We start from the raw sequence: 25,629 nt of genomic DNA on the forward strand, positions 1-25,629 counted from the left end.
CGCAGATCCCGCGGACTGAACCCTTGCGCACGATGCCGGGCCTGGTCTAATGTACAGACATGCTGAAACGTGCAGTACGCGTCTGGACTCTCTGCCTTGCCCTGCCGGCCCTTGCCGGTGCGGGGGAATCGCTTGTGCAGCGCCACGAAGCGACCGCGGGTGAACCCGCACAACTGGCCATGCTGGATCAGGCACCCGTTGATCTGGTGCGGGTGGTCAAGCATGAGCGCATTCTCTACCTGATGTCCGGCGGAGTGCCCGTGCGGGCTTATGCTATCGCGCTTGGCGACCAGCCCGAGGGGCACAAGCTGCAGGAAGGCGATGAACGGACGCCCGAGGGGCGTTACATCATTGACTGGCGCAATCCGAACAGCCAGTTCTACCGCTCCCTTCACATCTCCTACCCGAACGAGGACGATCGGGCCCGTGCCGGGGCGCTGGGCGTGGACCCCGGCGGCATGATCATGATTCATGGCTGGCCCAATTCGCTGGGAGGAGAGGAGGATATCGCCCGTCTGCTCTATACGGACTGGACAAACGGATGCATAGCGCTGACCAATACGGCCATGAAGGAAGTCTGGGAGCGGGTGCCGGACGGCACGCCCATCGAGATCCTGCCCTGATCAGCCGTGGCGGATCTTCATGACGAGCACGCAGCCGGCCAGCAGCAACGTGATCACGTTCGCGGCAATGATCGGCCAGGCACCGAGCAGGATGCCGTACACCAGCCAGCATGCCACGCCTGCGGTGAAAATTGCATACATGCCCAGGGACAGGCTGCGGGTATCCCGGGTGCGCAGGGTATGAATGACCTGGGGCAGAAAGGAAACGGTAGTGAGTACGGCGGCAAGTATGCCGAAAATATCCTGAATCATGCGGGCTCCGTGTCTGACAGGGTGAAGTATACGGGAGATCGGCTGCGCACGGCAGTGGGTTGAAACCGAAATACAGGCATCAAAAAGGGGCATCCGTGGATGCCCCGAAATGATGGCGATGTGCCCGCTTACTTGTTGGCGAATTCCGGATAGGCTTCCATGCCGCATTCTGCCAGGTCCACACCTTCGTACTCTTCCTCTTCGGAGACGCGGATGCCCATGACCGCCTTGAGGAGGCTCCAGACAATCAGGCTGGTACCGAAGACCCAGACGAAGATGGTCAGCGCGCCGACGATCTGGCCACCCAGGGTGGCGTCAGCATTCGTCACCGGCACCAGCAGCAGACCGAGCAGACCACAGATACCGTGGACGGAGATGGCACCCACCGGATCATCAATCTTCAGCTTGTCCAGCGTCAGGATGGAGAAGACCACCAGAATGCCGCCCAGCGCGCCCCAGAGAGTTGCCTGCAGGGCAGAGGGTGTTGAGGGTTCCGCGGTGATGACCACCAGACCGGCCAGCGCACCGTTGAGCAGCATGGTCAGATCCGCCTTGCCGAACATCAGCCGGGCGGTGATCAGCGCTGCGACGGCACCACCGGCTGCAGCCGTGTTGGTGTTCAGGAAGACCATGGCGACGCTGTTGGCGCTGGCAATATCCCCCAGCTTGAGCACGGAGCCGCCGTTGAAGCCGAACCAGCCCATCCACAGGATGAAGGTACCCAGGGTCGCCAGCGGCAGGTTGGCACCCGGAATGGCGTTGATCTGACCGTTCGGGCCGTACTTGCCCTTGCGTGCACCCAGCAGGAGGACGCCCGCCAGGGCTGCGGCAGCACCGGCCATATGAACGATGCCGGAGCCGGCGAAGTCCACGAACTTCAGTTCATAAAGACCGAAAACCGACTTGCCGCCCCAAGTCCAGCTGCCTTCCATCGGGTAGATGAAACCGGTCATGACCACGGCAAAGGCCAGGAATGCCCAGAGCTTCATGCGCTCGGCAACGGCACCGGAGACAATGGACATGGCCGTGGCCACGAAAACGACCTGGAAGAAGAAGTCTGACGCGCCGGAGTAGATGGCACTACCCTCGATGCCGTTTTCACGTTCGGCAAAGGACTTCAGCGTCTCGGTGGCATCGACCGTCTGAATGCCGGTCAGGAAGAATTCGCCGCCGTACATGATCGCATAGCCGGTGACCAGGTACATGAGGCAGGCGATGGCATACAGCGCCACGTTCTTGGTCAGGATTTCGGTGGTGTTCTTGGCCCGTACCAGGCCCGCTTCGAGCATGGCAAATCCGGCCGCCATCCACATGACCAGGGCGCCACATACAAGAAAGTAGAATGTATCGATTGCATACTGCAGGTGAAAAACTGCGTTTTCCATAAAAAAGCCCTCCGCACCAGGCTTGAATGTTGGAAGATATGGTGAAAGTTGACGACCGGGATCAGATCGCGTCTTCGCCGGTTTCGCCGGTCCGGATCCGGATGACCTGCTCCAGGTTCTGGACGAAGATCTTGCCGTCGCCGATCTTGCCGGTGTTGGCAGCCTTCATGATGGCTTCCACCACCTGATCGAGCAGGGCATCGCCGATAGCGACTTCCACCTTGACCTTGGGCAGGAAGTCCACCACATATTCGGCACCGCGATACAGCTCGGTGTGACCCTTCTGACGGCCGAAACCCTTGACCTCGGTGACGGTGACGCCCTGAACGCCGATTTCGGACAGTGCTTCACGAACGTCGTCGAGCTTGAATGGCTTGATGACTGCTGTGACCAGTTTCATAAATGTTCTCCTGTTTGGCATCGATGATGGAGTGCAAAACCTCCGATCCCGTTCATGCACACCGGGCGATACCCGGGTGCGGAATCTGTGCATGAATGAGCGAAGGTTGTGCCAACTCCTGTTTCTGACGTGAATTCAGTATGTTGCGTTAGAGTGGATCCGTTCCTCTGGATGATGTGCTCCATTATAGCGCACAAGACCTGTGCACCACACTGCTGCCTGCGCCGTTGTGGTGCATGAGGCGGGTGACTTCTCCCGCGTGTCATTTCTGTTAGAATGTGCGCTGAATCCAGAACCCAGAGTCCGCACATGTCACCGAATGATCTGTTTTCCACCTTGCAACAGCAACTGGGCAGTGTGTTGCCCGAGCTGGCCCGCAGTGCCCACGAAGATGTTCAGCAGCAGCTCAAGGCTGCGGTGATGAGCGTCATCACCAAACTGGATCTGGTGACGCGCGAAGATTTCGAGATCCAGACCGAGGTTCTGCGACGGACCCGTGAAAAGGTGGATCAGCTGGAGGCACGCGTGGCAGATCTCGAGCGTCTGCTGAACGCCAGCACGGACGCGTAATTTGCATGGCCCCGGGACGGGGCATCCGGGCAGGGAAGCACAACTGACAAGGAGGCGTCATGTCACTCGCCATTCTCTATTCCCGCGCCACGCAGGGCATGCGTGCGCCGCTGGTTGCAGTGGAAACCCATCTCGCCAACGGGCTGCCGGCCTTCAACATCGTCGGCATGCCGGAAACGGCCGTCCGCGAAAGCAAAGATCGCGTTCGCAGTGCGATTCAGAACGCCGGATTCGAATTTCCCGCAAGGCGCATCACGGTCAATCTTGCTCCCGCCGATCTGCCCAAGGAAGGCGGGCGCTATGACCTGGCCATCGCGCTGGGGATTCTGGCCGCCAGCGGCCAGATCAGTGCCGACGGTCTCAGAACCTATGAAGTCTACGGGGAGCTGGCGCTGGGCGGTCAGGTCCGGCCCGTTCGCGGCTTGCTGCCCAGCGCGCTCCAGTGTCACCGGGTGGGCCGGCGGATGCTGCTGCCGGTCCGTTCCCTGTCGGAAGTGGCGCTGGTGCGGGAACTGGAAGCCTATCCGGTCACGGATCTGAGACAGGCAGTGGAACATCTGGGCGGTGCGGTGACCCTTGAGCCGGCTGAAATGATCCGGCCGCAGCAGCTGCGCACCGGGCAGGTGCCCGATCTGGCGGATGTGCGCGGCCAGTATCAGGCCCGCCGGGCGCTGGAAGTGGCGGCTGCCGGGGGGCATCACCTGCTGTTCTTTGGCCCGCCCGGAACCGGCAAGACCATGCTCGCCAGCCGTCTGCCCGGCATTCTGCCGCCGCTGACCGAGGATGAGGCCCTGGAGGCCGCGGCCATTGCCTCCATTGCCGGCCTGGATGTGCGGCCGGACACCTTCCTGCAGCGTCGTTTCCGGGCGCCTCACCATACGGCCACACCCGCCGCCCTGGTGGGCGGTGGCAGTCCGCCGCGACCGGGCGAGATTTCCCTGGCCCACCGGGGCGTGCTCTTTCTCGACGAGTTGCCCGAGTTTGACCGCAAGGTGCTGGAGGTATTGCGAGAGCCGCTGGAATCCGGGGAGATTGTCATTACCCGGGCCCGGCATCAGGCCCGCTTCCCGGCCCAGTTCCAGCTGGTCGCAGCCATGAACCCCTGCCCCTGCGGGTATGCCGGCCATCCTGACCGGGCCTGCGAATGCACGCCGCAGCGCATCGAGCAGTATCGTCAGAAACTGTCCGGTCCGCTGCTCGACCGGATCGACATGCATGTGGAAGTCCCTGCCGTACCGGCCGCTGCGCTGCAGGATGACACGCCCATGGAAGATTCCGCTGCGGTGCGTGAGCGGGTCATGGCGGCCAGACAGCGCCAGCTGGTCCGTCAGGGCTACCCCAATCAGTGGCTCGAAGGGCGCTGGCTCGATACTTACTGCAAGCCCGACAACGCGGCCCAGCGGGTGCTGTTGCTCAGCATGGAAAAGCTTGGCCTCTCGGCGCGGGCCTATCACCGCATTCTGCGTGTGGCACGCACGGTGGCCGATCTGGCCGGATCCGCGACGATCCGCGACACCCATGTGCTGGAAGCCATCAGCCTGCGTGCACTTGACCGGCCGGTGCAGGGCAGGGAAGTACACTCGGGCTGACACCGGCGTTACAGTATGACATCAGACCAGCCACTCCGGAGGCGGCTTTCATAGCCGGCTGTTGTCAGGCGCCAGAGATGTATCCAGTCATGTTCCAGCAGGTGCCTCAGGATCTCATGTCTGCTCAGGATGCTGTCGATGGTCTCCCGGCGTGCATCAATGAGGACTGTCAGGCGAACAGGCTGGTGTCGCCAGTCATCGCGGGTGTAGACGGATTGCCGGGGCAGGCCAATGCGGAGATCTCCTCCGTTGCCCTCGAAGACGCCGATACCTCCGCCGACCACATTGTGCAGTAACTTGTTGCCGCTGCCGAGGTGCTCCGGATCGCAGGTGGACGCGTGGTATTGCCAGTTGATCCAGTGGGTGACCAGCAGGGGGCCGGTCAGGATCGTTTCCAGAATGGTTCCGTCAGGATCGGAGTCTGGCTGGTAGTCATGAAGGAATACCCGTCCCTCCAGATCAGAATTTCGCGTTCTGGATCCCGGCGCGATGATGAAGGCGGCGTTGTTGGCCAGTCCCCACTCGTGAACGAGCTGAGCCCCGTCGTTCGCCCGGCGGCGCAACTGCCGGAGCAATGCGGGGGCCGGCAGGCGGGGATCCACGCCCAGTCCGGAGGCCCGCTTCCGGCGTACCTGGTCGCTGGCATGGGCCCACACTTCCTGAAACCGCTGCCATCGTGCTGCGGCCGCAGCGGGAAGCAGGTCCGTATCGAAGGCCTCCAGCTCATCGGTCGTGGTATTGTGAAGCGCTGCCATGAACCAGGTCTCTTCTGGGATCTCAAGGCCCGCGGTCTGCAGGCACTTCCTGACTTCAGCATCATTGAGCACGGCGGCCATTGCCCGGGCATTCACTTCACCGCTGTGCCCTCCGCACGCGCCACATTCCAGCGCTGCCGCATGAGGGTTGTTGGCGGACTGGCTGCCGTGGCCGATCAGCAGGATCAGGGGGGCCAGTCCTTCCGTCAGGCCGAGACTGCGGAGCAAGCCTTCAGCGAGGCGGGCTTTTTCTTCACGGCTCAGGTTGACGATCCGCGGACGCCAGGCGTGACGTTCCCCGCTGGTCAGCCCTGCCTGATGAACCGTCTCCCGCGGCTGATCTGGTGGAAATACCCATTGCCAGAGTTGGACCAGACGAAGGAAGCCTGCATTTTCTGCATAGGAGAAGGCCGTGCCGGGCCATCGGCTCGCATCATCCCACAAGGCTGAAATGCTGAGGCGGCGTTGCCGTGCGGTTTGCAGGCGAGTGGGATCGCGGTGCGTGCCGGGTGCATCCGGGCCGGGCACGCACTGATCCGTGATGTCCGCCGTGGGTGCAAGCAGACCAGGAAGGATGTCGTACTGCGCAGCGGTACCCAAAGGATGATAACGAGCGGGCAGGCCAAAGAAGCCGGCCACGCCCAGCGTCCGGATACCGGGCCAGACGTTTTCCAGTGCGCGTCGGATGGGTTCGCTGCGCACATCAATACAGAATGCGGCCTGAATCTCGGGGCGTTCTGGCGCAGAAATCTGAGGCATGGGTACCAACCGCCGGGTTAACTGGCGCTGAAACGAAATGTCCAGAGCCAGTTGCCAGATCTCATCCACCTGCAGCTCCGATTCGGCCCAGGCGAGGCGTTGGGGAGCTTCGTGCCAGGCCTTGTGCAGGATTTCCCGCTCCCGGTTGATGGCATCATCATCACAGCACTCCAGCAGCAGGGCACCCCATGCCAGCCGGACCGCCAGCAGCTCCCGGAGGTGATGGTCATCTTCGTGCCTGAGCCGTGCCCGCCATCTGAGGCCTGCACACCAGGAGGCCCAGCCGTTGACGGTGAGCAGCACCGCTTCCAGATAATCTTCCATCACTGTTTCAGGCAGCCGGACATGCTCGGCAACCCAGCACTCCGCATCTTCAAGGGTCTCGGGCAAGGCATGCAGGGCCTCACCGAGCCGGGGCAGACCGATGAGCGCCCCGATCCCGTGATCGTGCCGGAGGGTGTCACGCCAGAAGCGATAGAGGCCGGCCTGACGGCCGGGGGAGTGCCAGTCGCTCTGATGGGTGTCAAAGTAAGCTGCACACGTCTGACTGATCTGGAAGGTGATGGCGTATCGCCAGGTCAGTCGCCGGTTGCGTTCGGGGGCATTGTCCAGCAGGTCGATCAGCAGCGGCAGATGTGTCACGCGCGGCGGATGCCGCAGGGCCTGAATGCAGGTTTGCGCATCGGGCACGGTGTGACCTTGTGCATCGAGCCGGGTCAATGCCGCATCCAGATCCTGCGTGTGGATCTGATGGGTATCCCAGGCGCGACGGATCTGATCCCGTGGGGGAAAGACACGGATGTTGCCCAGAACCGCCAGGCGGGCGGCCACCTTTCGCAAGGGCATGTCGATCCGTCCCCAGTAAGGATTGACGGCAATGGCCTGATGCAGGGGCCAGATCGGTGCGACGCGCTCGCAGACGCGACGCAAAGCTTCTTCGGCCTGAGGCGGCAGACCATGACGGTGTGTCGCCAGACGAGGGTTCCGGGTGTGATCAGACATGGGGAAGTCCTCCGGGAGTACGTTCGGTTTCGCCAAACCGGACAAACGGCGCGGTGGCGGCGTCAGGCACCCAGCGTCGCGGCCAGATGCGCAGTGCAAAACGAGTGAAGTATTCATCCAGGTAGAAGCCGGCATAACAGGCGCGCCGCCAGCCTTCCAGTCTGTGCGGACTCAGGTGGATGCCCGCCAGAATGCCATAGAGACAAGCCAGCCCTGCCGCAGCAAACATGCCCGAGGCATGATCCGGCTGATCTTCAATGACTGCCAGGGGCGCATGAAAAATCCATGCGAGGGCAGCCAGTCCGGTGGTGAGCAAGGTTCGGCCGGCCAGTACGGGCCATGCGACCTGCCAGGGCTGATGACGGTCGACCCAAAGCAGAGGCGCCCAGTTGAAGCCCAGTGCCACGCTCCACCACCATGGCCACAGAGGGAAGCCCGGAAGAAGACTGATGGCCAGTACTATCGGGATGGACAATGCCGGTGCCAGCAGGTAGGTCACGGGTCTGGGCGAAATGGTGCCCCGCAGGTGGGTGTATTGCGTCTGGCGTACAGCCGATGATGCCGAGAGAAACGCGTGAGCCTTGTAAAGGGAGTGACCAATGAGGTGAAGGATTGCCAGGGTATAAAGTCCAAGACCGATCTCAAGTAGCATGAAACCCATCTGGGCGCAGGTGGACCACGCCAGGCGCACCTTGATGCTGATCCGTGTCAGCAGCACCATGCCTGCCAGGACCGCGGTGAGCAGGCCAGATCCGGTCAGCAGCAGGCGGGCCGGCTCGGAGGCCTCCAGCAAGGGCGCAAAGCGGACCAGCACGGCGGCGCTGAGGTTGACCACACCGGCGTGCATGAGCGCGGACACGGGAGTGGGGGCCTCCATGACCTGAATCAGCCAGCCATGAACGGGCAGCAAGGCCGTTCGCAGCACCGCAGCCAGAACCACCAGCACCGCACACACCTGCAATGCCGGCGTCATGCCTCGGGTCGCAACATGATCCATCAGCCCGCTGAGCGACCCGGAGCCGCTGGCCTGCCATGCCAGGATGGCCGCAGAGACCAGGAGAATGTCTGCCATCCAGTCTGCAATCTGTTTCTTGTGTGCCGCTAGCAGTGCAAAGGGGCGCTCCGGGTAGAAACAGAGCAGGATGTTCAATGCGAGGCCGACCATGGCCCAGCTGCCGATGAAGAGTACCCAGTGATCGGCAATCAGCAGCAGGTGCACCGCGGTGAGGACCCAGGCCAGGCCGCTGATGTAGCGCCTTTGCCGGGGCTCGTCGGCAAGGCTTGTCCGGGAGTTGAACGCGATGACTGTTCCGAGTATCTGCACGAGAACCGTGATCAGCGGGCTGACCGGCGTGATCCGGACCCAGCCGTTGCCGACGGGCACCTGGAAAAGACCGCCGGAGATAAGGAGAGCCTGAAGCAGTGTGAAAACCAGTGCGGTCACGCTGAGACGGATCAGGGGATCCCAGCTTGTTTTCCGGTGGGCGGGTGAAGCCAGTGTCCGGAGCGCTGCAATCGCCATGATGAGTGCAGGTGCCAATGCCAGCATCAAAGTCAGTTGAGTGGGCAGTGCCATGGTCATCCTCGTGTTGGATCCGACTGACCCTATGTTGCGCACAGACAATCATTCTGTAAAATACATATAAAACATATTATTGATTGATAAAAAAGAATGATTGGGATTGAACAGGTCAACTTCAGGCATCTGCTGTATTTCTGGCGGGTGGCGAGAACCGGCCACCTGACACGGGCAGCACAGGCACTTCACATTTCTCAATCTGCGCTGTCCACGCAGATCCGGCAACTGGAGGAGCGTCTCGGTGCAGAATTGTTTGTTCGCTCCGGGCGCAGGCTGGAGCTGACAGAAACCGGACGCCTGGTGCTGACCTATGCGGACGAAATTTTCGGGCTGGGCACGGAGATGCTCGGGCGCCTGCAGGGTGCCGGGCCTGATACCAGGCATATCCGCGTGGGCAGCGTATCGAACCTTTCCCGGAACTTTCAGGAGAACTGGCTTCGCCCCCTCTTGGGTGGCCCGGATCTGATGCTGACGCTGGAATCCGGTGATCTGGAATCATTGCTCTCCCGTTTGCTCGATCACCGGCTTGATGTGGTGCTGGCCAACGAGTCTGTACCCGTGGACCGGGAGAAACGCCTGTATTGCCGGTTGCTGGAAAGTCAGCCCGTGGCGCTTGTCGGGGCGTCAGACCGGTGGGCGGCGGACAGTCTGCGCATCCCGGAGGACCTGGCCGGTCAGCCTTTGGCCGTGCCCGGACCGGGGCATGCGGTCCGCGGTACTTTCGAAGCCCTTTGCGCAGCGAAAAATGTGGCGCTCAGGGTGCGTGCCGAGGTGGATGACATGGCCATGTTGCGACTGATCGCGCGGGACAGCGGATGGCTGACCCTGCTGCCTGAAGTGGTGGTGCAGGATGAGCTGGCATCCGGCGTGCTGGTGAGGGTGGGGCGGGTGCAGAATCTCTATGAGCACTTCTATGCCATCACCACGCTCCATGAGCACCGGCTGAAATTGCTCGGTTCGCTGTTTCGGGAATAAAAAAGGAGCCTGTCCACAGGCTCCGTACAAGGGGTTTAGGAAGACAAAATGCCGAACGCCTCAGCTTGGGATACGTCGGCAATTATCATTTTACGTCAGAATCGCCGATAAAACGGTTAAATAATGTACAATTTTCCCATAATGTGATCTCCGTTGCCCGGCAGGGCCGGATGAAGCAGGAGTGAGCGGGGTGTGGTCTGTGCTGACTTGCGGGGCCGGGCCCGGGTGTCTATCATGCCGCCACGTATCAACGGGAGGACCAGGCATGAGCGAAGTATCCACACAGCGCGGTATCCGGAGCTTTGTGATCCGGGGCGGGCGCATGACCGCCGCACAGCAGAAGGCCTGGGACCTGTACTGGCCGCAGTGGGGGCTGGAGCCGGAAAACGGAGAAATCAATCCGGCAGAGGTGTTCGGGCGCGAGGCGCCGCTGGTGCTGGAAATCGGATTCGGCATGGGGCAATCGCTGGCCCGGATGGCGGCAGAGGCCCCCGGGAAGAACTTTCTGGGCGTGGAAGTGCACCGCCCCGGGGTCGGCTCACTGTTCCGGCTTGCGGCAGAGCAGGGACTGTCCAATCTGCGGGTGTACTGCTGTGATGCCAATGATGTGATTGACCGTTGTCTGCCGCCGGCCTCGGTGGACGTGGTGCAGCTGTTCTTTCCCGATCCCTGGCACAAGAAGCGCCACCACAAGCGGCGTCTGGTACAGCCGGAATTTGTGGCCCGCCTGCGGCGCATTCTGAAGCCGGGTGGTGTCTTTCACATGGCCACGGACTGGCAGCCCTATGCCGAGCACATGCTGGAGGTGATGACAGCGGCAGAAGGCTACGAAAACCTGTCGCCCACCGGTGACTATATCCCCCGTCCTGCACACCGGCCGGAGACCAAGTTCGAGAAACGGGGTGCCCGGCTTGGACACGGGGTCTGGGATCTCATGTTCCGCCACGTACCGGTGGGGACGGAGCCGGATCAGGATGCCTGATCCAGGCGTGACGCCGTCGTGCCTTCCGGGCGGCGGCGTTTCATGGCCTGCACCATGATCAGCCACACCAGCCCCGTCAGCAGAACGCCCCACTTCAGCGTCGCGAAGTAGTACACCGCACGCAGGACATTTTCCGCCGGGGACAGCACCAGCGCCCAGAGCGCGGCAGTCTTGATGAGATCGCAGAAACCGGCCAGCGCAAATGCGGCGAGGAAGAGGTCCCGTCTCCGCCTCCTGTATCCGAGACCGGCAGCGATCAGCCAGCCCGCATAGGCCAGGATGAACGGAAACTGCAGGGTCAGCGTGAGGTACAGGAGGGTGGAATCTTCCGCTTGCCATGCCGAGAGGGCGGCGTTCACCCCGGTCAGATGACGGCTCAGTTCCACACTGATCAGTCCCATGGGGGCCGCAGGGTGGGTGAGTCCGAGGTTGAGCAGCGCAAGTATTGCGCCCAGAATCAGGGTAGCGCGTGCCAGTGGCCGCGCGGGTGTCGATCGATACCGACTGTCGGCATCGTCCATGGTCAGGGTGCTCCTTCAGTATCCGGAATCAGTGAGGCCAGGATGTCGTTGAGAAAGCGGAATCCCTCTGCCGTACACTGCCAGCGGCCCGGCACCAGCCAGCCGCGGTCGATCCAGGGTTGCAGCAGGGGACGCACGGTTTCCATCTCCAAGCCCGTACGTTGTTTGTACAAAAATTCATCAGCGCCGTCAACCAGCCGCAGCACATTCATGGCAAATTCAAACGGCATGTCCTCGTGCCGGATCGGGGCTTCCTCGGCCACATAATGGCCCACGCGCGCCAGATAATGCCGCGGCAGCCGGGTCTTGGCGCGGCGGATCAGGGTGCCGTCGGGCCGGGTGAGCTTGCCGTGTGCCCCGGCTCCAATGCCGATGTAGTCCCCGAACAGCCAGTAATTGAGATTGTGGCGGCTGTGCTCGCCGGGCCGGCTGTAGGCCGACACTTCGTACTGACGGTAACCTGCCGAGGCCAGCCGTGCCTGACCCGCCTCCTGAATGGCCCAGAGGTCGTCGTCATCGGGCAAGGGTGGCGGGTCGGAGTAGAAGATCGTGTTCGGTTCCAGAGTCAGCTGATACCAGGAGAGGTGCTCGGGACCGAGGCCGATGGCCGTGTCCAGATCGGCCAGGGCGTCTTCCGGCGTCTGGTCGGGCAGGCCGTGCATCAGGTCCAGATTGATGCGGCGGAAACCGGCCTGACGCGCGGCCTCAAACGCGGCCAGCGCCTGCCCGCCGTCGTGAATCCGGCCCAGCGCCTTGAGGTACGGGGTCTGAAAGCTCTGTACGCCGATGGACAGCCGGTTGACGCCGGCCTGACGGTAGCCGGTGAAACGCCCGGCATCCGATGCGCCGGGATTGGCTTCCAGGGTGATTTCAATGTCCGGTTCGAAGCCGAGGCGGGCTCTGGCACCGTCCAGAATGGCGGCGATGGCGTCGGGACTGAACAGGGAAGGCGTGCCGCCTCCGAAAAAGATGCTGTGCAGGGGGCGGCCGCCGGCATCCTCCAGTTCCGTGTCCAGATCATTGAGCAGGGCCCTGACATAGGCGGCTTCGTCCACGGATCCGGCCGTATGGCTGTTGAAGTCGCAGTACGGGCACTTGCGCACGCACCACGGAATATGGACGTACAGGGCCAGGGGTGGCAGGGTCATCCCAGCCGGGCCTGCATGGCAGCCAGCAGCGCCTGCATGGCCCGCCCCCGGTGGCTGAGGCGGTTCTTTTCCTCGGCAGAGAGTTCGGCGGCGGAGCATCCGCGCTCGGGCAGCCAGAACAGGGGGTCGTAGCCGAAGCCGCCTTCGCCGCGCGGCGCCTCCAGGATCACGCCTTCCCAGCTGGCATGGCAGATGAGCGGTACCGGATCTTCCGCATGACGCAGGAACACCAGTACGCAGTGATAGCGGGCGCTGCGCTGATCCGCCGGGATGCCCGCGAGCGCCTTCAGCAGCGCCGTGTTGTTGTCCCCATCGCTGGCCTCCGGCCCGGCGTAGCGGGCAGAGCGGATGCCCGGCGCGCCATTGAGGGCATCCACCTCCAGCCCTGAGTCATCGGCCAGGGCAGGCAGGCCGGAAAGCCGGCTGGCATGGCGGGCCTTGATGAGGGCATTTTCCACGAAGGTCAGGCCGGTTTCCTCCACCGATCCGATCCCGAGGCTCTTCTGGGGCACCACGTTCAGATCAAACGGATTGAGCAGCTGATTGAATTCGCGGATCTTGCCGGCATTGTTGCTGGCGAGGACAACCTGTTGCATGACTTACTCCGGAAACAGGGAGGTGGTGAAGGTGAGCGGGAAGGGTTGGCCACCCGGTTCGGCCCAGACCTGCAGATCCATGCGCAGGGGCTCCCCGGCACTGAACCAGAACTGGGCGATGCTGTAGCTGGCCCCCCGTTCATCCACCCGCTGGAAGGACAGCACCCGCTGCTGTTCCACTTGGTTGGTAGCCGTGCCCTGAACCAGGGCGGGGACCGGTTCCGTCCTGCCGTCCTGGCCTTCCCTGCGCACGGACACGTTGATCACGCCAATCCCCTTGCTGCGCTGAATGCCCAGCGCTTTCGCCACATCCGGCTCCAGAAAGGTGGATGGAAAGGCAATGTAATGAATCTGGTAGGGCCCGTAGCGCACCAGTTGTTCCGCGCTCGCGCTGGCTGCGGACAGCAGGCCCCAGAATGCGGCCAGAAGTCCCGCCAGGATCAGGCGGCTGCCGACACGCCGACGCCCCCGTGCCGAATCATGCCGGCGGGCCGGAAAACGATCAGCGGCTGACATGATAGAGCGCAATCTGGCCCAGCATGTTGGGCCACAACTGAATGAACCAGCGGTCCCGGTGTTCATCATCCACCACCATGCGTTTTTCGATGCGTACATTCTTGTCCAGGCACAGGGCCTCGAAATCCTTGAAGGTACACAGGTGAATATTGGGCGTATTGTACCATGCATAGGGCAGGGTTCTGGATTCGGGCATGCGGCCCTTGGTCATGAGCCAGGTACGCAGACGCCAGTAACCGAAGTTGGGGAAGGTGACGATGGCCTCGCGCCCGACACGCAGCATCTCGTCCAGCAGCAGATCAGGCCGGCGCACGGCCTGCAGGGCCTGGGTCATGATCACCAGATCGAAGGACTGATCCTCGAAATTGCTGAGACCGGCCTTGTCCAGATCCTGCTCGATGACGTTGACCCCCTTCTCAATACAGGCCGTGATGTTGTCGGGATTGATTTCCAGCCCATACCCGGTCACCTGACGGGTGGTCATGAGGTGGTGCAGCAGGGTGCCGTCGCCACAGCCCAGATCCAGTACATGGCTGCCGGGCCTGACCCAGGTGCTGATGATTTCCAGATCGGCACGCATGTCAGTTCACCTCCCGGGCAACTCGGTCCATCCAGGCATGGAAAACTTCCATGTAGCGGGGAGACGGAATGAGGAAGGCATCATGGCCATAGGGGGCATCAATCTCCGCATAGCTGACGTCCTTGCGCGCCCGGATCAGGGCATTGACCAGCTCCCGCGAACGCTCCGGCGAGAAACGCCAGTCGGTGGTAAAGGAAATGGTGAGAAAGCGCGCCTGGGCCCGGGAGACGGCCGCCACCAGATCGCCGCCATACTCCCGTGACGGGTCAAAGTAGTCCAGCGCCCGGGTCATGAGCAGGTAAGTGTTGGCGTCAAAGCGCTTGGAAAAGCGCTCGCCCTGGTAGTTCAGGTAGCTTTCCACCTCGAATTCCGTGTCCAGCACCCCGTACCTGAATGACTGGTTGCGCAGCTCGCGGCCGAATTTTTCGCCCATGGCGGCATCGGACAGATACGTGATGTGCCCGACCATGCGCGCCAGCATCAGCCCCCGGCTGGGAATGGTGTTGTGGCGATAGTACCAGCCGCCGTGAAAATCCGGGTCCGAGGTGATGGCCTTGCGGGCCACCTCGTTGAAGGCGATGTTCTGGGCGGTCAGTTTGGGCGTGGAGGCAATCACGACTGCATGGCGGACGCGCTCCGGCAGGTCGATGGCCCACTGGAGGGCCTGCATGCCGCCGAGACTGCCGCCGATGACGGCCGCCCAGGTGCCGATGCCCAGCCGGTCTGCCAGCATGGCCTGGCTCTTCACCCAGTCCTTGACGGTGACCACCGGAAAGTCCGGTCCCCAGGGCTCGCCCGTGGCCGGGTTGAGGGTGTTCGGACCTGTACTGCCCGCGCAGCCGCCTAGATTGTTCAGGCTCACCACAAAGAAACGGTTGGTGTCGATGGGCTTGCCGGGGCCGATGCAACTGTCCCACCAGCCGGGCTTCTTGTCCGATGGATGGTGCTTGCCTGCAGCATGATGATCACCGCTGAGGGCATGGCAGATCAGCACCGCGTTGGTGCCCGCCGCATTCAGCTCGCCATAGGTCTCGTACATGAGCTCGAACGCGGGCAGGGTCTTTCCGCACTCGAGCGTGATGGGGGTGTCGAAGGTCGCCTTGTGGGGCACGACAATGCCCACTGAGCCCTCTTCATGCATGGCGTCTCGTATCTCCTGTTCAACGAGCCAGTCGGGGCAGACTATGGAAAGGCGAAGTCTATAAGGGGGGCAGCAAAGCGCAACTGCCCCCGTCAGGATCAGGCCGGACCACCGGCGCCCGGCAGGCTGACCACCTTCTGTCCGGCGGTCTGGGGCGGCGGCCGGCGCAGGCGGCGCTGAATGGTGTCCGCTTCCTCGATCTGGGCGCGGATGTCGGCCACCATCATTTCGATGCGCTGCATCTGGCTGCGGGTATCCCGTGCGGTGCCGGCCAGTTCCTTGAGCCTGCGGATCTGCAGCTCCAGCATCTGCTTCTGTTCCAGTGTGTGCTGGATGATGGGCAGCAGGGCTTCCTGGGGCCAGCGCTGGGTTTCCTTGCGGATCTGCACATAGATGCGGCGGGCTTCGGCAACGAGCGTATTGAAAAACCGCTTCACCACCAGTGTCTGCTCCGTCAGGATGGTCTTGATGGAGCTGCGGAACTGGTCGGCCCGCTGCTTCAGCTGTTGCAGCTCATCCAGAGAGCGGCGGATATTGAAGGGGCTGGGCTGAAGCTGCGGCGTGCGATCGTCGCTGGCATAGCGCTGGTAGATGGAGTGCACCATCTTCTCCGCCAGCCGGGCTTCGTGCTGCAGGTTGGCCATGTCATGTTCGATGGCGGTGAAGAAACCGGCGATGGCCCGGGACATGCCCACGGTGGTCCAGCTGTTTTTCAGCTCTTCGTAGGTATGGCGGGCATGGGATTCGAAGCGTTCTTCATGAATGATCTTGTCCAGGATCTGGGCCTGGGAGCGCATCAGCCGGCGGCTGGAGCGCAGGGTGAAGAGCTTCTTGTAGTAATAGTTGTAGTCTTCCTGGGTCTTCTCCGTCAGCTCCTTGAGGAAGGAGGGGCTGATGCCGCGCTCCCGGTAGGTATCCAGGCGCTCCTGCAGCGACTGTTCGCGTGACTGGAGGATGGCCTGACTGGTCTGGAGCATGCCCAGCATGTCGTTGATCATGGTCTGGGTGATGAGCCGTTCCTTCTGGGCCAGGATGCGCTCGCTGAGCAGGGCTTCCAGTGCCTGCAGGTTGCTGCGCCGCAGCAGTGCCTCGTCACCCCGGATGCGCGCGTGCAGGGCCTGCTTGGCGGACAGGGTCAGGATGTCCTTGGGCAGCAGGCCGAGCTGATCGGCGGTCTTGGTGCGCACGGCCTCGATGGAGCTTTCCGTGAAGGCATCGCCCTGAATGTCGTCCCAGAGGATGTCGATCTTGTTGAGCACCGCAAAGCGGCCGGCCTGGTGGGCCGACTGGTCATTGGCGATGAAATCCTTCCACATGCGCATGTCGCTGGCGGTGACACCGGTATCGGCACCCAGCAGGAAAACCACGGCGTGGGCATGGGGGATCATGCTCAGGGTCAGTTCCGGTTCCGAGCCGAGGGCATTGAGGCCCGGAGTGTCGAGGATGCGGATACCCTGTTGCAGCAGCGGATGATCGAGGCTGATCAGGGCATGGCGCCAGGCCGGGATGATGTAGTGTCCGGGCTGGTTGGGATCCCGTTCGAGGGTATCGAGCTGAAAACCGTACTTGCGCGCCTCGTCCTCTGTGACCGAGCGGGTGCGGGCCACATGGGCCAGGCTCTGACGCATGGCTTCCGGCGAACTGTCATCCAGCGGGTAGTGCACCCAGTGCTCGGCCACATTCCGGTAATGGGAAAGTGAGCGGTCATGTGCCCGGGTTTCGATGGGCAGGAGCTTGAGATAGGTGCTGTCCTGCTGCCGGTCGTAAAAGAGTTCCGTGGGACACATGGTGGTGCGGCCAGCCTGGGAGGGCAGCATGCGCTGGCCGTAGTCGGCGAAGAACAGGGCGTTGATCAGCTCCGTCTTGCCGCGGGAGAATTCGCCGACGAAGGCGATGGTCAGCTCATCCTCGCGGAGCAGGGCGATGCTGCGCTGCAGCTTGGCATGCAAGTCGTCCGAGTACAGGTCGTTCTTGCGCAGCCAGCTCTGGTAGCGCATGATTTCGCGGATGATGTCCTGTTTCCAGGCGTGAAACGCCTGAACCTGCTGGGAAAGTCCACTGCCTGCCATAGTTAGGTTCCCTTTGGAATCGGCTCAAATGACACTTCGGGTGATTCTGAATACTATGCCTAAAGGTTTGAAACAGAACAAGGCAACTGTGTCACGAAATGTAGGATTTGAGTAATTCCGGGACGCTGTTCAAATTATGAACGGCGATTCGCTTGTGGCGGGAGGTGTCACCGGAGAGCAGTTCCACATCCCGTTTGCGGACACCGAAGGTCTTGGCGATGAAGGCCAGCAGGTGAGCATTGGCCTTGCCGTCCACGGGCGGGGCGGCAATGCGGATCTTCAGGGCATCGCCGTGGAGGCCGGCGATTTCATCCTTGCGGGCACCGGGCTGGGCGTGGCAGGTCAGAATCAGGACGCCATCCTGCCAAGTACAGAAGGATGTGCTCATGCCCCGGCCTCAGAGTATCGTACCCAGGCTCCGGGCCAGGTGGTGCAGCATGACTTCCAGAACGTTGATGACGAGGAAGACCAGAATGGGGGACAGGTCCAGCCCGCCCATGGGGGGCAGCACCTTGCGGAAGGGCTGCATCACCGGCTCGGTGATCTGGGCGAGCAGTCGCGCAGCCGGGTGTATCGAGCCGGGGGCAATCCAGCTCAGGGCGATCACTGCGATGATGGCCCAGAAGTAGATCTGCAGCAGGGCATTGGCCAGTTTGATCAGTGCCAGCGCGGCGACAAAACCCGGATTGAACGGATAGCCACTGATGACGGTCAGCAGTCCGAGCATGGTGGCCATGACCAGCCAGCCCAGAACCAGCGAGGCGAGGTCCAGACCGCCCAGGCCGGGTATGATGCGACGCAGCGGCAGAAGCAGGGGGTTGGTGGCCTTGACGACAAACTGGGAAATCGGGTTGTAGAAATCTGCCCGGGACCACTGCAGCAGAAACCTCAGCAGTACCAGGGTGGTGTAGAAGCTGCCTGCGAATTGGATGACCAGCGCCAGTATCTCTTGTGCCATGAAACCTGTCCTCGTTGTTCCGGAGTACATCATGGGGCCGGACGGGGTGCTTTTCCAGTCCGGCGTCCTGTTCAGTCGTTGCCGTGTGCAGGCGGGGTGTCACCGGCCAGCTCGAAGCCCCGGGCCCAGGCGGCGCGCACGGCCTGCCTGACCAGCTTTTCAAAGCCGCCGGTTTCAAAGGTGCGGATGGCCTGTTCGGTGGTGCCGCCCGGGCTCATGACACGGCGCTTGAGCTCGCCTGGTGGCAGATCCGACGTCGCGGCCAGTTCCGCAGCGCCGGCCAGGGTCTGGATGGCGAGGCGGCGTGCCTTGTCTGCGGGCAGGCCGCAGGCCACTCCTGCGGCCTCCAGGGCCTCGATGAAGAGAAACACGTAGGCCGGACCACTGCCGGAGAGGGCCGTGACTGCATGGAGCTGCATCTCGTCATCAAACCATTCGGTGATGCCCACGGCGCGGAAGATCCGGTCGGCCTGTTCCCGCTGCGGTTCACTGACGCGGGGGTTGGCAAAGAGGCCCGTGGCCCCCTTGAGGACCTGGGCGGGGGTATTGGGCATCACCCGCACCACCGGCAGGTCGCCGCCCAGCCAGGTTTCGATCCGGGAGGAGGACAGCCCGGCGGCAATGGAAATGATGAGCGGGCGGCGTTGCTGGACGGTATCGCGCAGGCCGGCACAGACGCTTTCCATGATCTGGGGCTTGACCGCCAGAACCACGATATCCGCACTGGCGGTGAAACGGGTGTTGTCGGTGGTGGTGGCGATGCCGTATTCGGCAGAGAGCGTGTCCAGTTGCGCCGTATCGGGGCAGCTGGCGGAGAGCTGCGCAGCGCTGAAGCCGCTGGCCAGCAGGCCCTTGATGATGGCCGACGCCATGTTGCCGGCGCCGATGAAGGTGATCTGTGGTGCGGTCATGATTCGGTCCTCGTGTCTTTGGGCGGGCGCTCTCCGAACAGGGCAGTCCCCACGCGCACAATGGTGGCGCCGGCCCGGATGGCCGGCTCCAGGTCATCGGACATGCCCATGGAAAGGGTGTCCATGTTCAGCCCGCAGCGCCGGTTGAGGTCGTCAAGCAACCGGGCCATGCGGCGGAAGGTGGCTTCGGCTTCCGTTTCGTCCTTCTTGGGTGCCGGAATGCACATGAGGCCGCGCAGCCTCAGGCGCTCCAGGGACCGGACGGCTTCCACCAACTCGGGCAGCGCGTCGGGCAGCACGCCGGCCTTGGTGGGTTCGGCATCGATGTTGACCTGCAGGCAGATGTTCAGGGGCGGCAGGGTCGGCGGCCGCTGTTCGCTCAGTCGCTTGGCGACCTTTGCCCGGTCCACGCTGTGCACCCAGTCGAAATGTCCGGCAATGGCGCGGGTCTTGTTGGACTGAATGGGGCCGATAAAATGCCAGATCAGGGGCAGATCCGCGAGCGCCGGCTGCTTGTCCAGCGCTTCCTGCAGGTAATTCTCTCCGAAGTGGCGGAGTCCGGCGGCATGTGCCGCCCGGATCTCGTCCGGCGAGCGGGTCTTGCAGACGGCCAGAAGTGTGACGGCGTCCTCCGGACGGCCCGCGTCAGCTGTTGCTTTTTGTATCCGCCGGGTTACGGATCGGATGTTGTCTGCTATGCTGATCATACACCTGTATGCCTCTTGTGCCGGTCCGTGATTGTACCCCAGATCGGCGCAAAGAAAAGGCGGGTTCCCAACGAGATCATCTCAACTGTTTCACGGAGTATCCGATGGATATTACTGAACTGCTTGCGTTTTCAGCCAAACAGGGCGCTTCCGACCTTCACCTCTCTGCCGGTCTGCCACCGATGATCCGTGTGGACGGCGACGTGCGTCGGATCAACCTGCCGCCACTGGAGCACAAGGAAGTCCACGCGCTGATCTACGACATCATGAACGACAAGCAGCGCAAGGATTATGAAGAGTTTCTGGAGACGGACTTCTCCTTCGAGGTGCCGGGTGTGGCGCGTTTCCGGGTCAATGCCTTCAACCACAACCGGGGTGCGGGGGCCGTGTTCCGGACCATTCCTTCCAAGGTGCTGACCATGGAAGATCTGGGCATGGGACAGGTGTTCAAGGATATTGCCCTCAAGCCGCGTGGTCTGGTGCTGGTCACGGGGCCGACCGGTTCGGGCAAGTCCACCACCCTGGCGGCGATGATCGACTTCATCAACGAGACCCGTTACGACCATATCCTGACCATCGAGGACCCCATCGAATTCGTGCACGAATCCAAGAAGTGTCTGGTCAACCAGCGCGAAGTGCACCGGGATACGCTGGGTTTTGCCGAGGCACTGCGTTCGGCCCTGCGGGAAGACCCGGACATCATTCTGGTCGGTGAGATGCGGGATCTGGAAACCATTCGTCTGGCCCTGACGGCGGCGGAAACCGGTCACCTGGTATTCGGTACCCTGCACACCACCTCGGCGGCCAAGACCATTGACCGGGTGGTGGACGTGTTCCCGGCGGCGGAGAAGGAGATGGTGCGCTCCATGCTCTCCGAGTCCCTGCAGGCGGTCGTTTCACAGACACTGCTGAAGAAGAACGGTGGCGGTCGCGTGGCGGCTCACGAAATCATGATCGGTACGCCGGCCATCCGCAACCTGATCCGCGAGGACAAGGTGGCGCAGATGTATTCCGCCATTCAGACCGGCGGTTCGCTGGGCATGCAGACGCTGGACCAGTGCCTGCAGAACCTGGTGGCCAAGGGCATCATTTCCCGTGATGTGGCCCGCGAGAAGGCCAAGATGCCCGAAAACTTCTGATTACGGACTGCAACAAGGACAAGGCAATGGACTTTGACAAGCTGCTGAAAATCATGGTTGAAAAGGGGGCGTCAGACCTCTTCATCACGGCGGGCGTGCCGCCCAGCATCAAGGTGCACGGGCGCATGCTGCCGGTGACCAAGACGCCGTTGTCACCGGAGCAGACACGCGAGACCGTGTTCTCCATCATGACGGAAAAACAGAAACGCGAGTTCGAAGACACGCACGAGTGCAACTTTGCCATCAGTGCGCGCGGCATCGGCCGTTTCCGGGTGAGCGCCTTCTATCAGCGCAACCTCTGCGGCATGGTGCTGCGGCGCATCGAGACCAACATTCCCAAGATCGAGGACCTGGGCCTGCCGGAAGTCATCAAGAAGCTGGCCATGACCAAGCGGGGGCTCATCATCTTCGTGGGAGCCACCGGCACCGGCAAGTCCACCTCGCTGGCGGCCATGATCGGCCACCGGAACCGGAACTCCAAGGGTCACATCATTTCCATCGAAGACCCCATCGAATACATTCACCAGCATCACGGCTGTATCGTGACCCAGCGCGAGGTGGGCATTGACACCGAGTCCTTCGAGGTGGCGCTGAAGAATACCCTGCGTCAGGCACCGGACGTGATCATGATCGGTGAGGTGCGGACCAAGGAAACCATGGAGTACGCAGTGACCTTTGCGGAAACCGGTCACCTCTGTCTGGCAACCCTGCACGCCAACAACGCCAACCAGGCACTGGACCGGATCATCAACTTCTTCCCGCCCGAGCATCACAATCAGGTGTGGATGGATCTGTCCCTGAACCTCAAGGCCATCGTGGCACAGCAGCTGGTTCCGACGCCGGACGGCAAGGGCCGCCGGGCGGTGGTCGAGGTGCTGCTCAATACGCCGCTGGCGGCGGACATCATCCGCAAGGGCGAGGTGCACAAGCTCAAGGAGCTGATGAAAAAATCCACCGACCAAGGCATGCAGACCTTCGATCAGGCCCTGTATATGGCCTACAAGGCCGGCGAGATCACCTACGAGGATGCGCTGGCCTATGCGGATTCGGCCAACGATCTGCGCCTGATGATCAAGCTGGGTGTGGATACGGACTCCAACAAGCTCAATGCCCAGGCGGACAATCTGCGTCTGAGTGACGATCTGGATTTCTGAGGGCGCACTGAGCGCCCGCTTCAGGTCGCCAGACAGGCGTCAGTCGCGCTCCTCAATCCAGTTGAGCAACGCGGGGCCATCAAAGGGCGCCTGCCCGATGGCCTCTTCCATCATTGAACGCTGGTGTGCCGGTAATGCGGCATAGCGTGCCCGCATGGCATACCATACCGCACTGGGCGACAGCAGTGTACTGATCTGGTCGCTGACCACTTCGCCGGGGTGAATCCCCTGTTCCTTTGCAATACTGAGGTAGTTCAGCCAGGCGAGTGCCAGTTCACCCTTTGCGCCGGCTTCACAAAGCCGGATATTGCGGGCTGCCAGAAACCCCACTCCCGTCAGGAGAGCCGCCTTGGGCACCTTCTGTCCGAGGGCTTCGATGTCGTGTTTCAGCTCCCCTGCTTGCCTTTTCAGCGCCTGGCAGCGCTGAATCTCCGTATCGAGCCTGTGCAAGGCGTTTTCGTAATCCTGTCTGGCCAGGGAGAGCGCATCGGCCAGCGGTGCCGTGTCGGCATATGTCATTCCGCTCAGCACAGCGCAGAGCAGTACCAGCCCCGGAATGGGTTCACATTTTGCCACTCTGAATGCTCCCTGTGATATTTCCGTCCGTTGGTATTTGGCATTATGGGGACGCGACTTTGAACCCGTCAAGTTTTATGCCACACTCGAAAACAAAAAGGGGAGAAGTGGACTTGAGTGAATTCAGGCCCAAAGAGACACTGACCGAGCAGGTGGCCCAGCATCTGGAGATGCAGATCGTGACCGGCATGCTGCACTCCGGTGAACGCATTCTGGAAAGTGCCATGGCCAAGAAACTCAGCGTCAGCCATGGCTCGGTGCGCGAAGCGCTGTTGTTGCTGGAAAAACGTTATCTGGTACGCAGCGAGCCGCGCAAGGGAACCTTCGTGCGCGAGCTGGATGAAACCTTTGTGCGCGGACTGTACGAGACGCTGTTGCTCATTCTCAGCCATACGAGCCGGAAACTGGTGCGCAACTGGACGGAGGCCGACATGGCCCGCATGGAAGGGCTGTACCAGCAGATGCGTGCCTGCCAGCAGCGCAACGATCTGGTGAGCTTTCTCAATCTGGGGGTGGAGTACACCCAGGCATCACTGGCCTATGCGGACAATCCCTTCCTGGTGACGCTGATTCAGGATCTCTGGCCGTCTGCCCGGCGTTGCAGTTTTCTGGCCCTGCGTCAGGGGAATGATATCATTGAGGACAACCTGGCCTACATGCGGGACTCCCTGGACGCCATCCGGGCGCGCGATGAACCCCGGCTGCTGGATATTCTGGAGCGATACGCCCATCAACAATGCGAGCAGGTACTCTCATGTGTCCGAAAGGAATCCGGTCGCGGGCCGGCATCTTCCTCACAGGACTGATGCTCGGGTTGGGCGGCTGCGCCCAGAAGCCGGCTCAGCCACCCGCACCCCCGGTGCCACGGACACCCCCGGCCGATACGGGTACCCCGGAAAAACCGATGCCGGCACCGTCCCCTGCCGGCAAGGCAACCGCTGCGCCCGCCGAAAACACGCCCTGCGCCTACCATGAGCAGCGCGGTATTGCGCAGATCGTGACGCTGTCCGGTGAGAAGGCCGGATTTCTGTTCTTTCCGGGGGAGCGGCGACAGGCACTGCCTGTTCGGCCGGGCTGGGTGCCTGGACTGGAATTCCGGGCGTTGTGGCTGGAGCCGGATGCGGCGCAGCCACACTGCGCGCCGCATCTGGAACTGGTGGAGCCGATCGGGCCCTGAAATCAGGAGAGCTTGCTTTTCAGGTCTTCAATGGCGTTGACGTAACGCTGCATGGCCTCTTCCTTTGACAGCCCCTTGAGCGCAGCCCAGGCGTCGTACTTGGCGCGGCCGACGAAGTCCATCATGCCCGGGCGCTTGCCCTGTACATCGCCTTCCGTGGCCTGCTTGTAAAGGCCGTACAGTTCCAGCTTGAGTTCATTGGACGGCTTGAAGTCGCCTTCGGCAGTCTTGACCAGGTTGACCGCTTCTTCGAATTTCTGCTTCAGATCGCTCATGATGTCATATCCCTTGTGAATGATACGTGTCAGTCTGTCGCATTATAGCGGCAAACCCGGCGGGGTGTGAGTGCCGCGGTGGCGCGAGCGGCTGTCAGGGCGGCCAATGCGCTCAGAACTCGAAGCGATACAGCACGTTGAGCAGGTTCTCCACGCCGCTGACCGCTTCCAGGTACAGGTTCTTCGAAAGCCGGTAGCGGGTGGTCAGGGTGTTCACGGGGGTGAAGACACCGAACCCGTACTCCACATACAGGCGGGGAGACAGGTAGCCGCTGACGCTGATGGCCGTTTCATCGCCCTGTCCGGTGGTTTCAATGCCAAACCCTTCGATCCCGAAGATGTCGGCCATTTTCTGTGTCAGCGGGGTGGCGCCGTAAAGGCCGATGCTCAGCATGGCGCGGCTGACCATGGCCTTCTCGCTGGCGGTGTTGTCCCCGGGTGCACGACCGGTGAGCAGGTAGTACATGACATGATCCGGCGGCAGCGCAGGCTCCGAGAAGGGCGTGGCCACCGGGGCCGAAGCGGGGCCTTCGAGACGGATGCCGGCGACCACCGGCGGGACTTCCCGAATGGCCTCCAGACGTATCCAGGGATCGGTGACCGGGCCGCTGAACTGCACCTGGCCGCTGCGCAACTGCAGTTTCTGGCCATACTTTTCAAAGCGTCCTTCTGTCAGCGTGAGGGTGCCGTATCCGCTGGGCACGCTGTCCGGCGTCTGCAACAGGGTGACGCTGCCCCTGAGCTTCAGGTCTGCCCCGTAACCCTGCACGCTGAGCGGCTTCACCACGTTCAGGACCACCGTGGCCACAAAATCCGGGCCCTTGTCTTCCGGTACCTCACCCGAAGCGGCCTGCCGGACCACAACGATGTCCGGGGACAGGTCCACCCGGTCGGGATTCTGATCCAGCCTGAGCAGGCCATCCGTAATATCCAGACGACCGGACAGCACCACGGTTTCGGCGGTGGCCGTCAGGGTGAGCGCGGGATCCATGCGCGCAGTCAACCGCGGTGGCTGCCGTACGTCCACATCCTTCCCGTCCAGCTGGACCTGCATGTGCCAGTCAGCCCCCAGTGCGCCGGTGCCGGACAGTTGCAGCTGACCCTTGCCGCTGCGCGCCTCGCCATTCAGGGCAAGCCTGTCCTGATTCACATTCAGGGTCAGGTTCACCGCCTCAAGCCCCACGGGGAGGGTGGGGCTGGCGACCCGGCCGTCGCTCAGACGGATCGCCGCATTCACATCATTCAATGGCCATATCCCCTGCCAGGTGCCCTCGGCCGCCACCCGGCCTT

The 25,629-nt window shown here is 62.2% G+C and carries 28 protein-coding genes; 9 read left to right on the forward strand and 19 right to left on the reverse strand.

What is annotated here, in order from left to right; translation table 11 throughout:
• Nucleotides 1-59: 59 nt before the first annotated feature.
• Nucleotides 60-623, forward strand: a complete 564-nt coding sequence (locus tag AAIA72_RS13455) for a murein L,D-transpeptidase family protein (protein ID WP_369600816.1) — start codon at nucleotides 60-62, stop codon at nucleotides 621-623.
• Here AAIA72_RS13455 and AAIA72_RS13460 read toward each other — a convergent pair whose 3' ends face one another.
• The 3 genes from AAIA72_RS13460 to glnK all read right to left on the reverse strand — a co-directional run bounded on the left by AAIA72_RS13460 (nucleotide 624) and on the right by glnK (nucleotide 2,660).
• Nucleotides 624-875 carry a SemiSWEET transporter gene (locus AAIA72_RS13460; protein ID WP_369600817.1) on the reverse strand — a complete coding sequence of 84 codons (252 nt, stop codon included), beginning with the start codon at nucleotides 873-875 and terminating at the stop codon, nucleotides 624-626.
• Nucleotides 876-1,003: 128 nt separating this feature from the next.
• Nucleotides 1,004-2,260: an ammonium transporter gene (locus AAIA72_RS13465; protein ID WP_369600818.1), complete on the reverse strand. Its 1,257-nt coding sequence runs from the start codon at nucleotides 2,258-2,260 to the stop codon at nucleotides 1,004-1,006.
• A gap of 61 nt (nucleotides 2,261-2,321) precedes the next feature.
• Complete coding sequence (gene glnK / locus AAIA72_RS13470; RefSeq protein WP_369600819.1) at nucleotides 2,322-2,660, reverse strand: P-II family nitrogen regulator; 339 nt, start codon at nucleotides 2,658-2,660, stop codon at nucleotides 2,322-2,324.
• 309 nt (nucleotides 2,661-2,969) lie between these two features.
• Here glnK and AAIA72_RS13475 point away from each other — a divergent pair, with 309 nt between their 5' ends.
• Both AAIA72_RS13475 and AAIA72_RS13480 read left to right on the forward strand, forming a co-directional pair.
• The gene (locus tag AAIA72_RS13475; protein WP_369600820.1) at nucleotides 2,970-3,230 is read left to right on the forward strand and encodes an accessory factor UbiK family protein; all 261 of its coding nucleotides are present in this window, start codon (nucleotides 2,970-2,972) and stop codon (nucleotides 3,228-3,230) included.
• 59 nt (nucleotides 3,231-3,289) lie between these two features.
• Nucleotides 3,290-4,819: a YifB family Mg chelatase-like AAA ATPase gene (locus AAIA72_RS13480; protein WP_369600821.1), complete on the forward strand. Its 1,530-nt coding sequence runs from the start codon at nucleotides 3,290-3,292 to the stop codon at nucleotides 4,817-4,819.
• 8 nt (nucleotides 4,820-4,827) lie between these two features.
• On the opposite strand, the gene AAIA72_RS13485 is transcribed toward AAIA72_RS13480, so the two are convergent.
• Entirely contained in the window at nucleotides 4,828-7,335 is a 2,508-nt protein-coding gene (locus AAIA72_RS13485) for a YbcC family protein (protein ID WP_369600822.1), read from the reverse strand.
• Entirely contained in the window at nucleotides 7,328-8,911 is a 1,584-nt protein-coding gene (locus AAIA72_RS13490) for an NADH-quinone oxidoreductase subunit L (RefSeq protein ID WP_369600823.1), read from the reverse strand. The genes AAIA72_RS13485 and AAIA72_RS13490 overlap by 8 nt, the downstream gene beginning before the upstream one ends.
• Before the next feature lie 96 nt (nucleotides 8,912-9,007).
• Here AAIA72_RS13490 and AAIA72_RS13495 point away from each other — a divergent pair, with 96 nt between their 5' ends.
• Both AAIA72_RS13495 and trmB read left to right on the forward strand, forming a co-directional pair.
• Nucleotides 9,008-9,889: a LysR family transcriptional regulator gene (locus AAIA72_RS13495; RefSeq protein WP_369600824.1), complete on the forward strand. Its 882-nt coding sequence runs from the start codon at nucleotides 9,008-9,010 to the stop codon at nucleotides 9,887-9,889.
• 265 nt (nucleotides 9,890-10,154) lie between these two features.
• Nucleotides 10,155-10,871, forward strand: coding sequence for a tRNA (guanosine(46)-N7)-methyltransferase TrmB (gene trmB / locus AAIA72_RS13500; RefSeq protein ID WP_369600825.1), 717 nt, complete (start codon nucleotides 10,155-10,157; stop codon nucleotides 10,869-10,871).
• Here trmB and AAIA72_RS13505 read toward each other — a convergent pair.
• The 11 genes from AAIA72_RS13505 to AAIA72_RS13555 form a co-directional block, all read right to left on the reverse strand.
• Nucleotides 10,859-11,392, reverse strand: coding sequence for a hypothetical protein (locus tag AAIA72_RS13505; protein WP_369600826.1), 534 nt, complete (start codon nucleotides 11,390-11,392; stop codon nucleotides 10,859-10,861). The genes trmB and AAIA72_RS13505 overlap by 13 nt on opposite strands.
• Nucleotides 11,393-11,394: 2 nt before the next feature.
• Nucleotides 11,395-12,540 carry a radical SAM family heme chaperone HemW gene (gene hemW / locus AAIA72_RS13510; RefSeq protein WP_369600827.1) on the reverse strand — a complete coding sequence of 382 codons (1,146 nt, stop codon included), beginning with the start codon at nucleotides 12,538-12,540 and terminating at the stop codon, nucleotides 11,395-11,397.
• Nucleotides 12,537-13,136 carry an RdgB/HAM1 family non-canonical purine NTP pyrophosphatase gene (rdgB, locus tag AAIA72_RS13515; RefSeq protein WP_369600828.1) on the reverse strand — a complete coding sequence of 200 codons (600 nt, stop codon included), beginning with the start codon at nucleotides 13,134-13,136 and terminating at the stop codon, nucleotides 12,537-12,539. Before rdgB ends, hemW begins: the two co-directional genes overlap by 4 nt.
• 3 nt (nucleotides 13,137-13,139) lie before the next feature.
• Complete coding sequence (locus tag AAIA72_RS13520; RefSeq protein WP_369600829.1) at nucleotides 13,140-13,652, reverse strand: DUF4426 domain-containing protein; 513 nt, start codon at nucleotides 13,650-13,652, stop codon at nucleotides 13,140-13,142.
• Nucleotides 13,639-14,232 (reverse strand): methionine biosynthesis protein MetW, encoded by a 594-nt coding sequence (gene metW, locus AAIA72_RS13525; protein ID WP_369600830.1) that lies wholly within the window; start codon nucleotides 14,230-14,232, stop codon nucleotides 13,639-13,641. Before metW ends, AAIA72_RS13520 begins: the two co-directional genes overlap by 14 nt.
• 1 nt (nucleotide 14,233) lies before the next feature.
• The gene (locus AAIA72_RS13530) at nucleotides 14,234-15,373 is read right to left on the reverse strand and encodes a homoserine O-acetyltransferase (protein ID WP_369600831.1); all 1,140 of its coding nucleotides are present in this window, start codon (nucleotides 15,371-15,373) and stop codon (nucleotides 14,234-14,236) included.
• A 98-nt stretch (nucleotides 15,374-15,471) separates the two neighbouring features.
• On the reverse strand, nucleotides 15,472-17,442 hold the full coding sequence (locus AAIA72_RS13535) for a dynamin family protein (RefSeq protein ID WP_369600832.1): 1,971 nt from the start codon (nucleotides 17,440-17,442) through the stop codon (nucleotides 15,472-15,474).
• A gap of 91 nt (nucleotides 17,443-17,533) precedes the next feature.
• On the reverse strand, nucleotides 17,534-17,830 hold the full coding sequence (locus tag AAIA72_RS13540) for a DUF167 family protein (protein ID WP_369600833.1): 297 nt from the start codon (nucleotides 17,828-17,830) through the stop codon (nucleotides 17,534-17,536).
• Nucleotides 17,831-17,839: 9 nt separating this feature from the next.
• Nucleotides 17,840-18,400, reverse strand: a complete 561-nt coding sequence (locus AAIA72_RS13545) for a YggT family protein (RefSeq protein ID WP_369600834.1) — start codon at nucleotides 18,398-18,400, stop codon at nucleotides 17,840-17,842.
• A 71-nt stretch (nucleotides 18,401-18,471) separates the two neighbouring features.
• Nucleotides 18,472-19,311 (reverse strand): pyrroline-5-carboxylate reductase, encoded by an 840-nt coding sequence (gene proC, locus AAIA72_RS13550; protein WP_369600835.1) that lies wholly within the window; start codon nucleotides 19,309-19,311, stop codon nucleotides 18,472-18,474.
• On the reverse strand, nucleotides 19,308-20,018 hold the full coding sequence (locus tag AAIA72_RS13555; protein WP_369600836.1) for a YggS family pyridoxal phosphate-dependent enzyme: 711 nt from the start codon (nucleotides 20,016-20,018) through the stop codon (nucleotides 19,308-19,310). Before AAIA72_RS13555 ends, proC begins: the two co-directional genes overlap by 4 nt.
• Before the next feature lie 104 nt (nucleotides 20,019-20,122).
• Here AAIA72_RS13555 and AAIA72_RS13560 point away from each other — a divergent pair, with 104 nt between their 5' ends.
• Both AAIA72_RS13560 and AAIA72_RS13565 read left to right on the forward strand, forming a co-directional pair.
• On the forward strand, nucleotides 20,123-21,157 hold the full coding sequence (locus AAIA72_RS13560) for a type IV pilus twitching motility protein PilT (protein ID WP_369600837.1): 1,035 nt from the start codon (nucleotides 20,123-20,125) through the stop codon (nucleotides 21,155-21,157).
• A gap of 26 nt (nucleotides 21,158-21,183) precedes the next feature.
• Entirely contained in the window at nucleotides 21,184-22,311 is a 1,128-nt protein-coding gene (locus AAIA72_RS13565) for a PilT/PilU family type 4a pilus ATPase (protein WP_369600838.1), read from the forward strand.
• Between the two features lie 39 nt (nucleotides 22,312-22,350).
• Here AAIA72_RS13565 and AAIA72_RS13570 read toward each other — a convergent pair whose 3' ends face one another.
• Nucleotides 22,351-22,887 (reverse strand): hypothetical protein, encoded by a 537-nt coding sequence (locus AAIA72_RS13570; protein WP_369600839.1) that lies wholly within the window; start codon nucleotides 22,885-22,887, stop codon nucleotides 22,351-22,353.
• Nucleotides 22,888-23,000: 113 nt separating this feature from the next.
• On the opposite strand from AAIA72_RS13570, the gene AAIA72_RS13575 reads away from it, so the two are divergent.
• Both AAIA72_RS13575 and AAIA72_RS13580 read left to right on the forward strand, forming a co-directional pair.
• The gene (locus AAIA72_RS13575) at nucleotides 23,001-23,693 is read left to right on the forward strand and encodes a GntR family transcriptional regulator (RefSeq protein ID WP_369600840.1); all 693 of its coding nucleotides are present in this window, start codon (nucleotides 23,001-23,003) and stop codon (nucleotides 23,691-23,693) included.
• Nucleotides 23,694-23,791: 98 nt separating this feature from the next.
• Entirely contained in the window at nucleotides 23,792-24,064 is a 273-nt protein-coding gene (locus AAIA72_RS13580; RefSeq protein ID WP_369600841.1) for a hypothetical protein, read from the forward strand.
• A 2-nt stretch (nucleotides 24,065-24,066) separates the two neighbouring features.
• Here AAIA72_RS13580 and AAIA72_RS13585 read toward each other — a convergent pair whose 3' ends face one another.
• On the reverse strand, nucleotides 24,067-24,339 hold the full coding sequence (locus AAIA72_RS13585; protein ID WP_369600842.1) for an acyl-CoA-binding protein: 273 nt from the start codon (nucleotides 24,337-24,339) through the stop codon (nucleotides 24,067-24,069).
• 112 nt (nucleotides 24,340-24,451) lie between these two features.
• Entirely contained in the window at nucleotides 24,452-25,621 is a 1,170-nt protein-coding gene (locus AAIA72_RS13590; RefSeq protein WP_369600843.1) for a translocation/assembly module TamB domain-containing protein, read from the reverse strand.
• Nucleotides 25,622-25,629: the final 8 nt, after the last annotated feature.

The sequence above is a fragment of the Thermohahella caldifontis genome, from assembly GCF_041153465.1.
In the GTDB taxonomy this organism is placed as follows: Bacteria; Pseudomonadota; Gammaproteobacteria; order Pseudomonadales; family Oleiphilaceae; genus Thermohahella; species Thermohahella caldifontis.